The following is a 13465-nucleotide window of genomic DNA, read 5'->3' on the forward strand; positions in this document are numbered from 1 at the left end:
AACGTAGAGAATTCAATCAACATTCCAAGCAATAAAAAAGCCTGCATAAGCAGGCTTTTTTATGAAGTATGTATTACAGGCTGTAGTACATATCGAATTCAACTGGGTGAGTAGTCGTGTTAAGACGACGTACATCTTCAGTTTTAAGTTCGATGTATGCATCAAGCATTTCTTTAGTGAACACGCCGCCTTTTAACAAGAATTCGTGATCTGCTTGAAGTGCTTCAAGAGCCATATCTAGGCTATGAGCAACTGTTGGGATTTTTGCTTCTTCTTCTGGAGGAAGATCATACAAGTTCTTATCAGCAGCTTCGCCCGGATGGATCTTGTTTTGGATACCGTCGATACCAGCCATTAACAACGCAGCGAAACCTAAGTACGGGTTCATCATTGGGTCTGGGAAACGAGCTTCGATACGTTTACCTTTAGGGTTAGAAACGTAAGGAATACGGATAGATGCAGAACGGTTACGCGCTGAGTAAGCAAGCATAATTGGTGCTTCGAAGTGAGGAACCAAACGCTTGTATGAGTTTGTAGATGGGTTTGTGATTGCATTCAATGCACGAGCGTGCTTGATGATACCACCGATGAAGTACAACGCCATTTCTGAAAGGCCTGCATATTCATCACCAGCAAACAAGTTCTTACCATCTTTAGAGATAGACATGTGAACGTGCATACCAGAACCGTTATCACCTACCATTGGTTTAGGCATAAACGTAGCTGTTTTTGCATATTGATGTGCAACGTTCCAAACAGCATATTTGAACTGTTGAACTTCGTCAGCTTTACGTACAAGCGTATTGAAGCTCACACCAATTTCTAATTGGCAAGAAGCAACTTCGTGGTGGTGTACTTCTACACGACCTGGGCCCATGATGTCTTCAATTTTTGCACACATTTCTGCACGCATATCTTGTGCAGAGTCAACTGGAGGAACTGGGAAGTAACCACCTTTAACACGTGGACGGTGACCTGAGTTACCAGACTCGTAATCTTTACCAGTAGACCAAGCAGCTTCTTCAGCGATTAATGTATGACGAGCGCCAGACATATCGATGTCCCATTTCACTTCGTCAAATACAAAGAATTCTGGCTCTGGACCAAAGAATGCAGTATCACCGATACCTGTAGATTTTAAGTATTCTTCTGCACGGCGAGCAATCGAACGTGGGTCACGTTCATAACCTTGACCAGTTGAAGGTTCAATAACGTCACAAGTCACAACTACTGTTGGCTCAGCAAAGAACGGGTCGATGAAACCAGTTTCTGCATCCGGACGTAAAATCATGTCAGATGCTTCAATACCTTTCCAACCAGCGATTGAAGAACCATCGAACATTTTACCGTCTTCAAAAGTATCTTCATCAATAGAATCAGCTGGGTAAGTTACGTGCTGTTCTTTACCCTTAGTATCAGTAAAGCGAAAATCGACCCATTTTGCGCCACTTTCTTGTATGAGTTGAAGGACCTTGTTCGCCATGCTCATTTTGCTCCAATGAAATTTTGTTGCACTTGTTGAGTGCGTGTTAGTTGCTGGTATTTATTAAGCAATTCTCATACCAACTTTATAAGACTTACCTAAAACATTGAATTACTTATAAGTATTCATGATTTAGGCCCCTTGTCTTGAACCCATTATACTGTTTGCTTGTGTAAATGCACCATATTCACACATTTTCAAATTATGGCATATTTAAATAGCTCATTATTGCCCTAATTTAGTGCAAAATTGTTGCACTGATATAAACCGCTGCATCAATTTCTAACAGTCGTCCATGATCATAATACTTTCTTATATATAATGTTGAGATTCTTATCGGATTACTTGAAAATAATCACTCCTTTGACATCGATCTTCCCCAATGAGTTCCTTTGGTTTATTTCAGCAACTTAAATTTATGACTTAAACCATCAGTTAAATGCCTTCTGCTTTAGTTAAAATCTAATAATTATTTTTCATTTTTATGAATTTCTCTAAATAAACGCACTATTTAGTCGCTATCTAAGCAGTTAATAAGACCACATATAGTAGATCTCACATTACTCGACAAAAAATAAATTTTACTATTCATGTTCTTTTTCATTCACTTTTTTTATACAGGCCAAACTTGCTTTTATTATTAAAAAAAACTAAAAACTATATGCATAAATTTTTGTTATAAATAAACAAACCAAAAGTTATGTTTATAAAAAACTTAAAAGCATTCAAGGATTTGAATAATGAAATATGACTTTGAACAATCAGATAAAGCTTTTTTCGGCCATCCTAAACCATTACAAACGCTATTTTTTACAGAGCTTTGGGAAAGATTTTCTTATTATGGAATCCGCCCCTTACTCGTTCTTTATATGATTGCGATGGTCAATGACGGTGGTCTAGCACTTGATCGACCAACTGCCGCAGCGATTGTCGGATTATTTGCAGGCTCCATGTATTTAATGACCGTTTTTGGGGGGTGGGTTGCCGATAACTGGTTAGGCCAAGCACGTGCTGTCTGGTACGGTTCAATTATTATTGCCTTAGGCCACTTATCAATTGCCCTTACGTCTGTATTTGATCAGTCTTTCTTTTACTTAGGTTTAGTACTGATTGTTTTAGGTACCGGATTATTTAAAACATGTATTTCCGTGATCGTGGGAACACTATATAAAGCCAATGATGCAAGACGTGATGCAGGTTTTTCCATTTTCTATATGGGAATTAACATGGGGTCATTTATTGCCCCACTTATTACAGGGCTTTTGGCGAAAGACCATGGCTGGCATTTAGGCTTTGGTATTGGTGGCATTGGGATGTTAATTGCTTTATTAATTTTCCGTTTTATGGCAATGCCTCGGCTCCAAACATTTAATGAGCTACGCCAAGAAGCTAATAGCTGTAGCAAACCTGTTGTAGAAAATAAAAATGCGCCTAAAATTGTATTTAGCTTTTTATTCGCAGTTGCAGTCGTTATTGCGCTAACCTTCCTTGGTATCATTCACATCAATCCCGTGGCTGTCGCGACCTATTTAACCGTAGGTATTAGCATTGGGATTATTGCTTATTTTGCATATTTACTACTTTTCCTGAATTTAGAACAACATGAAAAATTTAAAATAATTATTTGCTTCGTTTTATTAGCAGCCTCTGCCCTATTCTGGTCAGCTTTCGAACAAAAACCCACAACTTTTACCTTATTTGCGCAAGATTATACGGACCGTATTGTTTTCGGATTTGAGATTCCCACTGTATGGTTTGAATCAATCAATGCTCTTTTTATTATTATCTTTGCTCCAGTTGCGGCTTGGCTATGGGCTAAGCTAGGTAAAGCGAATAAAGATCCAAGCTATATCAGCAAATTTATTATTGCGTTGTTATTCGCCGCAGGTGGCTTTTTACTTATGTCTCTAGCCAGTCATTTTGCTATTCATGGCGGAGTAGTTTCACCATTTTGGTTAGTCGGTACTTTATTTCTTCTTACCATAGGTGAACTTTGCTTAAGCCCAATTGGCTTATCAACCATGACCAAACTTGCACCTGATGTCATACGTAGTCAAATTATGGGTTTATGGTTTACAGGTACAGCTCTTGGCAATCTCATGGCAGGTTTAATTGGCGGGCAAGTCTCGGCAGATGGTATTAATCATTTACCTAGCCTATTTATGCGCTGTGTATTAGCCTTGGTTATTGGCGCAATCGTGTTATTTTTATTAAAGAAACCAATGAATAAATTAATGGACAAAAGTACCAACAAAGTTCAACCTGATTTGGAAACGATATGAACGACTTAACTGTTCCAGAAAAACTAGCGAAACTTCGTGAACTCATGACCAATCAAAGTATTGATGCTTTGGTTGTTATGAGTGCAGATCCCCATATGTCTGAATATTTACCAGACTATTGGAAAACAAGGCAGTGGTTAAGCGGTTTTAGTGGCTCTGTTGGCACTTTAGTTGTGACCCAAAACTTTGCAGGACTCTGGGCTGATGGGCGCTATTGGGTACAAGCCGAACAACAACTCGCTGGAACTGGCTTTCAATTACAAAAACTGACCAGTGATGAATCTTCTACACATCTCGCATGGATTGAGAAAAATCTACTGGCTGGTTCGGTTATTTCAGTAAATGGGCAAACACTTTCAATCCAGCAATTTAAAGCGTTGGAAAATACAGCAAAGCAACGTGGCTTTAAGCTTGAAACACAGCAAGATTTAATTGGCTCGATCTGGTCTAATCGTCCAGAACTTCCTTTAGAGCAGATTCATTTAATGCCTGAAGGGTTAAATGCCCTATCTCGTAAAGAAAAAATTCAGGCAATACGCGAAACGTTAAAAACTAAGGCGATTGAAGGACATTTCATTTCATCTTTAGATGATATTGCATGGGTCTTAAATGCACGTGGACAAGATGTAGAATATAACCCTGTATTTCTTTCGCATTTATATATCAGTGCTCAACAGGCTGTTTTATTCATTGATAGTAACAAAGTTGATTTAACTACCCAACAGGCTTTTAAAGCTGATGGCATTGAGATTCGTGACTACGAAGATACAGCTAAGTTTTTATCGAATATTTCTGATGCCTCAGTACTTTTAGATTCAGCCAAAGTCTCGATTTTTCATGAACAAGCCATCGCAAAAGATATTCAGGTTGTCTACGACATCAACCCAAGTACACTTTTTAAATCGCGTAAACATGAAAGCGAAATTGCTCATATCCGTCATGCCATGGTGAAAGATGGTGTTGCCCTTTGCCATTTCTTCAACTGGTTAGAAAAAGCACTTCATCAAGGTCAACGCATTTCAGAACTCACCATTGATGAAAAGATTACGGCTTTCCGTGCTCAACAAGAGGGTTTTATAGGCCCAAGCTTTTCAACGATTGCCGGCTTTAATGCCAATGGTGCTCTACCTCACTACCGTGCAACTGAAGAACATTACTCATTCATTGAAGGCGATGGCCTATTACTCATTGACTCTGGCGGCCAGTATGTTGATGGAACAACGGATATTACCCGTGTTGTTCCTGTAGGAACACCAACAGAGCAACAAAAACGTGACTATACTCTGGTTTTAAAATGTCATATTGCTTTGGCAAAAACGATTTATCCAGAAGGTTTAGCTGCCCCACTACTCGATTCAATTTGTCGCCATACGTTATGGCAATATGGTTTAGATTATCGTCACGGTACAGGTCATGGCGTAGGCTTTGCGCTTAACGTGCATGAAGGACCACAAGTTCTTTCTTATTACGCGCCTATTCATGCCTATAGTAAGTTGCGTGAAGGTATGATTCTTTCCAACGAGCCGGGCTTATACCATGAGGGACAATACGGTATTCGTATTGAAAATCTGGTTGCAAACAGACTTCACTCAGGGTTTGAGAAAACCTACGGCGATTTCTTAGAGTTTGAAACGCTCACACTTTGCCCGATTCATTTAGATTGTATTGTCGTTGACATGCTAACGGATGAAGAGAAAGACTGGTTAAATGGTTATCATCAAACTGTTCAAGAAAGACTGGCTGAACATTTATCTGGCGATGTTTTAGATTGGTTGATTTATAACACACGTAAGATTTAATCTTCTTGTATGACCAAGGCAGAATAGTTTTTTATTTACAATAGAAGCTTATTCTGCCTTATTTGTACTTATCTATAATTTCAAAAAACCTCACTTTTTAAAGCCGTTTTTTCTGCAAATTTCTAACGAATGAAATAGTTAAACTGGTTACTTCTTTTTTTGCTATATTAGCCCATTAGAAAGCGGCTTCTTATTTTTTCAAACCTAAAAAGTCTTTTCTAATCAGTGAGTATGAATGTGAGTAATATTCTAACTACTCATTAAATATATTTTAATTATCATGAGGTTAAGTTCATCATGCTTCTAATGATCGACAATTACGACTCTTTTACCTACAACATCGTTCAATACTTTGGCGAGTTGAATCAGGAAGTAAAAGTAGTTCGCAATGATCAAGTCACATTAGAGGATATTGAACGATGGCAACCAAAATATCTTGTGATTGGTCCTGGCCCTTGCTCTCCAAGCGAGGCGGGTATTTCAATTCCTGCAATTAATCATTTTGCCGGAAAAATTCCTTTGCTTGGGGTGTGTTTAGGCCATCAAAGTATTGGGCAAGCTTTTGGCGGAAAAATTGTAAGAGCCAAAACGGTGATGCACGGACGTTTATCTGATATGTACCATAGCAATAAAGGTATTTTCAGTAATCTTCCTAGCCCATTCTCGGCAACTCGTTATCATTCATTAGTGATTGATCAGGAAACGCTACCTGACTGTCTTGAAGTAACATGCTGGACCAATGAAGCAGATGGCTCAATGGAAGAAATTATGGGCGTTAAACATAAGACACTTCCTGTTGAAGGCGTACAATTCCATCCTGAATCCATTTTGAGCCAACATGGCCATCAAATCTTTAAAAACTTTTTAGACATCTATGCATAAGTCAGCCGTCAATAGATTGTTTTTAAAGTAATTCGATAAGAACCCTTAATAAAAAAGCCAACTACGATCAGTTGGCTTTTTTATGGCTGAATCAATTACAACTTTAACTGTTGCACAATTGACCCATCTTGTTTTGCTACCAGCGATTCGCAGAGTTGAATACGCTCTTTAGTCTGTTTCAATCCTCTTTCTACCCCGACCAACTCTTTAGTTCGAGGTGCAAAAAAGTCATTTAACTGTGCCGCTTGTTGTTGGGTACATGCTGCCCCACTAAACATTGCAGGGAAACGCCCAGCTGAAGATTTACCTAAACGATCAAACACAGCGTCATGATTTACCTTAAACCAAGACCATAAGCCACCTTGTTCATCTCCATAATTATTGATTGAGTTGACCACGGTACGAACTTCACCGACTTTAACACGCGGGTTTAAAATCAACTGACGGGCTTGTTGGCGCGTTGCTTCTTGGTTTGCTGAACCCAAAGCTGTAAGTATTGCAAGACGTTGTGTCGGTTGAGTCACGCGTTGTAACTCTCCAGACAATCGGTCAAAAGCTGGTTGACCTTTTTCTTGTACACGTACAGCTAAAATGGTTGGCAATAATTCAGGTGTTACTTGCGCAAAATTAAGCTGCTTTTGAGCAAATAGAACATCAGACTGTTTTAACAGTTGGGTACGAACTTCAGGAACTTGAATATCTAAAGCAAGAAATCTAACCAACTCACTACGCCATAAACTGTCTTCGGCTGATTCGCCTGTTTTGCTGACATAACCCAACTGATTTAATTTAGGTAAATATAAATTTCCCAAAACTTTTCTAAAATGTTCACGTTCAGCTTCTGTTTTTAATACGTGACGATGAATGGTACTTAACTGGGAAAACAGCGCTGTACTAATTTGTCGACTATTCGAATTAGCAAATTTCTTCGCGGCATCTACGACAGCCAACAAATTAATATCACCGTGGTTAAATGCAGCTGAAATCGCGTAGGCGTAGGCCAGCTGTTCAGTATTAGAAAGCTTTTCTGTAGCTGCAGTCAGACGAGTAAATTCTTTTTGTGGCAAACTAAATTGGTAGTATCCTGCCGCATCTGCATTTGGTATATACCAAATGCCAAGGCTGGCACCTTTGAGTTCAATCTTGGCTTCTGCTTGGTCTACCAATTCACATTGCACTTTACTACCTGCATTTGGAACTTCATAACGTACACATAATGGTACACCCCACAGGCTTCTTGCATCACCTTTTGAACCCACAGGTAAGTAACGGCTTTGCTTCACATTTAAAAAGACTTTATTGCCTTCTTGCTGTAATGCGGTGTTAATTAAAGGCACACCTGGTTGATCAAGAAAACTTTTCATCGCTCTAGTAAAGCGCTCACTTTGCTCAGACTGCTCTGCTAAAGCGCTAATTAAATCATTAGCTGTCGCATTACCATATTGGTGCTTATTAATATAATTGCGCACCCCTTGTTTGAATTTTTCTTCACCTAAATAGTTTTCAAACATATTTAAAACAGCTGCACCTTTTTGGTAAGTAATACCATCAAAAGCAGTTTGAATATCGGCATTACTTAAAATAGGCTGGCGAATACGGCGCACACTCACTAAGCTGTCACTTTTCATCGCATCTGCGGTGTCTGTAATACGTTCTAGGTCAGCATTAAATTCGGGATGTAATTTTTGAGTGATTTTACTTTGCATCCATGTGGCAAACGATTCATTGAGCCACAAGTCATCCCACCACGGCATCGTGACGACATCACCGAACCATTGATGTGCAAGCTCATGTGCATTGACATTAAATGAATTCTGTACAAAAGAGACTGGCGAGTCCTTATCTAGCAACATCAAGTAGTCTCTAAAAGTAATTAACCCCGGGTTCTCCATTGCCCCAGCAGCAAAGTCTGGTGCTGCAAGTAAGTCGAGCTTGTCAAATGGATAACCAAAGGCAAAATAATCTTCTAAAGTTTTTAAAATGGCTGGCGTTTCAGATAAGGCTTGCTGCATTTTTTCAGCTTTAGCATCGGGCGCAATACCCCGTAACTGGATCGGCTGTTTACGCCATGAGGTTGCCCCAATATCTGGCCCTTTTTGTAATTGCCATGGTCCGACAGCCAATGCGAGTAAATAAGTTGGCAGTGGTTTGGTTTGTGCAAAACTGAGCGTTTTCCAACCTGACGTCTCTGTTTGCTCAGATGTTTGTTGAGTATTGGCAAAACCTGAATATTTGCTTGGAATCGTCAAACGAATATTAAACGGCGTTTTAAAACGTGGTTCATCAAATGATGGGAATGACTGGCGTGCACTAATTGCTTCCATTTGCGTCATCACATAAGGTTTTCCCTCAAACTCTATTTTATAAATACCATCGAGCTGCTGGTCATACGCTGCATTAAAATCTAGAACGAGTTGATACTGTCCTGCGGGCAAGGTTTTGGCAAATTTAATTTTACTCACCCCATCTATTTCAGAGGCTTGCTCATATTTTGCCTTGGTTTTGACGCCCTCTGCCGATGTAATATTCACATCTTTAACCGTTAAAGACTTACCATGAATCCAGATGTGATCTGTGGCTTGAGCCAGTTTTAGATGAATCGTAGTTTTACCGGTATAGCCTTTTTGTGCGGGATCAATCTTAAAATCTAAATCATAAGATTCGGGTACGACCCACTCGGGTAATTTACCAATCGGGATTTGTTCACTGTTATTCGATGCAAAAATTTGAGTTGCCGATAAAGATAATAATGTTGTAAGTAGCAATCTTTTTTTAAATGAAGGCTTGACCAGCATAAGGGGTTTTATCCTCTGTAGTTTTAAATAAAAAGATGCAGCAAATGCTGTACCACTTCGCTGCATCCATACATCATTCTTAGAATTTATAGTTAAACTCCAACCAACCTTGACGGCCGAATGGTGAATATGATCCTATCGGATAATACGGCCAACCGCCTGTGTCATCTCGTTTCACTTTGTCAAACAAGTTATTAATAATGATTGAAGCAGAAGCTTTTGGAGAGATTTGATAAGTACCGCTCCAGTTCACCAAATACGTTGGGCTTAAATAGGCAGTTTGGTTACCATTTGGAATTTTGCCATAACGATTAACTAATACTGTTGATGCCCAATCACCAAAGCTCCAGCTAAGACTGGTATTAAAACGGTCACGCCAATCAGGAATACTTAAATCTTTTAAGTAGTCATCTTTCTCGTGATCTTTTGATTGTTGATATTCATGTTCTAGTACACGACTATAATTTACCGTCCAGAGAAAGTTACCAAAGCTGTCTGTTTTCCAGCGCCATCTGCTAGTGAAATCAACCCCGCGGGTATGGTCTGATGCAGCATTAATCGGAACGATATTTATATTCTTAATCACATTTGGGTCGACAACTGCATTTGCAGGGTTACGCTCCACACGTGCTAATGCATCAATACAGGCTGCAGAGTTAATATCTTGGTTGCCTAAACGACAATCTGCTTCTAAACGTAGAATTTTGTCATCACTCAAATTTCTCACAAGATGATCAATTTTGATATCCCAGTAATCGACGCTAATGTCAAACTTATTGGTTGGCGACCAAACAAAACCTGCACCATAAGATTTACCCTCTTCAGGTTTAAGCTCTTTGTTTCCGGTTAAAGTGTAGTTCGCCCCAGGTGCGTAATCTTTAAAGGTACATTTATCTAAAGATTGTCCCGTTTGGCTACAACGTAAATAATCGGTGGTCTTTTCGAAATAACCTTTTTGTTTATTTAAAAACAGGTAGTTCATATCTGGTGCACGAAAGCTGGTCGCGTAGTTACCGCGCACCAATAAAGTCGGATGTGGCCTAAACTCAAGGCCTGAACCGAAAGTTAGCTTATCAATACTGTTATCTGACAAAGCATAACGGTCATAACGTCCGGACAAGGTTAAATTTAATGGCTTTGCTAAAGGTAAGAATAATTCTGCACCAAGTGCTTGGCGTGTACGAGTACCACTATATTCTCCACTAGAACTCGTATTATAAAACTCACCATTTTCCACTGCCTGATCTGGCTTAATCGAAAAGCCTTGACGCCCAATTTCAGCCACAGCCGCAAGTTTGGCAGTTCCTGCAGGTAACTTAAATACGTCACCATTCGCGCTTAAGGTTAAACTTTGCGCCCACGACTTATCTTTTTCTTTTGTTGTGCCCGAGATACTTTCAAATTCACTTGCTGTGAGTGGTCGACTTAAACGATCTAAATGAGGTGAATAAATAGGAATACCATCTGCATCTGTACCAAGTTGCTGACCTAAGAAATATTCATCAACATTCGAACGTAATAAGCCTTGGCGGTTTAGCTGACTAGTATAAATGGAACCATTATAGGCTGCTTCATAACTCCAGCTCGTCTCTCCAATATCGCCTCGAATTCCAAAATTTAAGTTAGAAGAAAGTTCTTTCCATTTTTTATTTATTCGTTCTACCCCACCTAATTCTTCAGGTGCAAAACGGCGATTCCAAATTTCATAATTTCCCGAATCTTGATTTAGGAAATAACCACTCGTTGCAGCTAAAGAAGTCCATATCGGACTACGGGTATTATTTTCAATTTGGTTTGCCCCAATCAAGAAATCTGCAAATAATTGGGTTTTATCATTTAACTCATAATCTAAACCGAGATAACCATTTTGGCTGCGGTTTTGGGTCTGAACCGTCCAATAAGTTGGCCGTGCCAAACCACTGGCACAATTGTCCGCCCCTGCTTGTCCAATATTATTGACTGATCCGTTAAATAAACCATTAAAGGCCTGACATCCACCAATAGAAAGGTATTTACCAGTATCGGCATTTTTACGGCCCACAATCGTGTCTGGTTTTTCTCCCAAACGAGTTCGGCTCTTCATAAAATCCCGATCGGCTGCCCATATCGGTTCACGGCCGCTGAGTTCAACCCCATAAACCAGACTAAGCTTGTCTAAAGTTTTACTACCACTTAGTTGTAAACGTAAATTTTCACCACCTTCTTTGGTTCCACCTGCCTTAATATTAAATTGTGTGCCGTCTGTTTTCTTTTTCAGAATAATATTTACCACACCTGCAATTGCATCTGAACCATAAATTGCAGAAGCGCCACCGTTTAATATTTCAATACGGTCAATAATGGCAGTTGGAATATTGGCTAAGTTCACGAAATTGACAGAACCGTCGTACGGTACAGGATAGTCTGCAACCCGATGTCCATTAATTAAAGTCAAAGTATGATTGGGTCCCAGACCTCGCAAACTAATGGCGTTCGCTGCAGGTATAAAAGTATTTCCATAATCGGCACCTTGCACAAAACCAGTGTTTTGCGTCAGGTTATTGAGTGCGTCAAATGCATTACTAAAACCTTGTTTTTCAATATCAGCTGCGGTAATGACGGTCACACTGGTCGGGCCATCTTTTTGTGCTTTTGAAATCCGAGAACCTGTCACCGCAACACGAACTACTTTATCTGGTTTAGCTTGGTTTTGTGTTTGCTCTACGGTTTCTTGCGCATAGCTTTTTAATGGATGAAACAGCGCAACAAATACAAAAATAAATGAGCGCTTATTTTTTAAAGCCCCTACATATTTCAAGTTATTTAAATACATATTTATTAATAGACAAAATAAAGATCGCCCTACTATATCCACTTTTATTTGGTTGATTTATACACATTTTTTCTAGATATATTGATGTTTAAGATATACCAAATGGTTAATTATTTATCATAAAAACTCACAACAAACTAAAACCTTTTTCAATAAATAAATTCTGTTTATGACTCAAACCCATACCCTAACTGAGCAAAATTTTTAAAACTCTTATCGAACAGCAAAAATCTTTGGTTATTTTCTGCTAACATAGCCCCCTAGCTAGTGAATCATGGAACGCAATAGGCCGAACCTCCCACACTCGATCAACTTCACCTAAAAATTTTAATCATTAATGCTGTAAATCATGACTATGAATATCCAACAGGCGCTCAACCACATTACCAAGAACATTCATTTGACTCAGCCTCAAATGGAAGAAATTATGCGCAGCATCATGCAAGGTGAGGCAACCGAAGCACAAATTGGTGCTTTAATGATGGGCCTACGCATGAAAGGTGAAAGCATTGACGAAATGACAGCGGCCGCACGTGTCATGCGAGAATTTGCGATCAAGATCGATGTGAGTGATATCAAACATTTAGTTGATATTGTGGGAACTGGCGGTGATGGACAAAATTTATTTAACGTGTCTACAGCGTCTAGCTTTGTGATTGCAGCAGCGGGTGCAACCATTGCAAAACATGGTAACCGCGGCGTTTCAAGTAAATCAGGTTCATCAGACCTACTTGAACAAGCAGGTATTCATCTTGATTTAGATATGCAACAAACCGAACGCTGTATCCGCGAAATGGGTGTAGGTTTCTTGTTTGCACCAAACCACCACAAAGCCATGAAATATGCGGCTGGCCCACGTCGTGAACTTGGTATTCGAAGTATTTTTAATTTACTCGGCCCACTGACCAATCCAGCTGGTGTAAAACGCTTTGTGATTGGTGTGTTTTCAGATGAACTGTGCCGCCCAATTGCCGAAGTGATGAAACAACTTGGTGCCGAACATGTCATGGTTGTCCATTCAAAAGATGGTCTTGATGAAATCAGTCTTGCAGCTCCGACAACTATTGCTGAGCTTAAAGACGGTGAAATTACTGAATGGACCCTTAATCCTGAAGATGTCGGGATTGAGTCACAAACATTAAATGGTTTGGTTGTCGCAGATGCAACGGCGAGTCTAAAGCTCATTAAAGATGCTTTAAGCAAAAATAAATCTGACATTGGTGAAAAAGCTGCAAACATGATTGCGCTTAATGCAGGCGCAGGCATTTATGTAGCGGGCATTACCAAGACTTATGCTCAGGCTGTTGCATTCGCTCAAGATATTATTTACGGCGGGCAAGCATTAGAGAAAATGAGTGTTTTAGCTGAATTTACTAAAACATTAAAACAATCTCAGGCAGATTAAGGACTTC

7 protein-coding genes are annotated in these 13465 nt (G+C 39.5%); 4 read left to right on the plus strand and 3 right to left on the minus strand.

The annotated features are described in order from the left end of the window. Positions 1-73: 73 nt before the first annotated feature. A complete protein-coding gene (gene glnA / locus EGT34_RS05635) occupies positions 74-1489 on the minus strand; it encodes a type I glutamate--ammonia ligase (RefSeq protein ID WP_000061267.1) in 1416 nt (471 codons plus the stop codon). 734 nt (positions 1490-2223) lie between these two features. Here glnA and EGT34_RS05640 point away from each other — a divergent pair. The 3 genes from EGT34_RS05640 to EGT34_RS05650 all read left to right on the plus strand — a co-directional run bounded on the left by EGT34_RS05640 (position 2224) and on the right by EGT34_RS05650 (position 6446). Beyond that, the gene (locus tag EGT34_RS05640) at positions 2224-3765 is read left to right on the plus strand and encodes a peptide MFS transporter (RefSeq protein WP_000872625.1); all 1542 of its coding nucleotides are present in this window, start codon (positions 2224-2226) and stop codon (positions 3763-3765) included. Next, positions 3762-5564, plus strand: a complete 1803-nt coding sequence (locus EGT34_RS05645) for an aminopeptidase P family protein (protein ID WP_024437196.1) — start codon at positions 3762-3764, stop codon at positions 5562-5564. The genes EGT34_RS05640 and EGT34_RS05645 overlap by 4 nt, the downstream gene beginning before the upstream one ends. Before the next feature lie 297 nt (positions 5565-5861). Further along, positions 5862-6446, plus strand: coding sequence for an anthranilate synthase component II (locus EGT34_RS05650; RefSeq protein ID WP_000925673.1), 585 nt, complete (start codon positions 5862-5864; stop codon positions 6444-6446). Between the two features lie 95 nt (positions 6447-6541). On the opposite strand, the gene EGT34_RS05655 is transcribed toward EGT34_RS05650, so the two are convergent. Both EGT34_RS05655 and EGT34_RS05660 read right to left on the minus strand, forming a co-directional pair. After that, the gene (locus EGT34_RS05655) at positions 6542-9307 is read right to left on the minus strand and encodes a M1 family metallopeptidase (RefSeq protein WP_001189797.1); all 2766 of its coding nucleotides are present in this window, start codon (positions 9305-9307) and stop codon (positions 6542-6544) included. A gap of 13 nt (positions 9308-9320) precedes the next feature. Beyond that, on the minus strand, positions 9321-12053 hold the full coding sequence (locus EGT34_RS05660) for a TonB-dependent receptor plug domain-containing protein (RefSeq protein ID WP_024437198.1): 2733 nt from the start codon (positions 12051-12053) through the stop codon (positions 9321-9323). A gap of 355 nt (positions 12054-12408) precedes the next feature. Here EGT34_RS05660 and trpD point away from each other — a divergent pair, with 355 nt between their 5' ends. Beyond that, complete coding sequence (gene trpD / locus EGT34_RS05665; RefSeq protein ID WP_001982145.1) at positions 12409-13458, plus strand: anthranilate phosphoribosyltransferase; 1050 nt, start codon at positions 12409-12411, stop codon at positions 13456-13458. Positions 13459-13465 lie beyond the last annotated feature (7 nt).

Source organism: Acinetobacter sp. FDAARGOS_558 (genome assembly GCF_003937785.1).
GTDB classification, from domain to species: domain Bacteria; phylum Pseudomonadota; class Gammaproteobacteria; order Pseudomonadales; family Moraxellaceae; genus Acinetobacter; species Acinetobacter baumannii.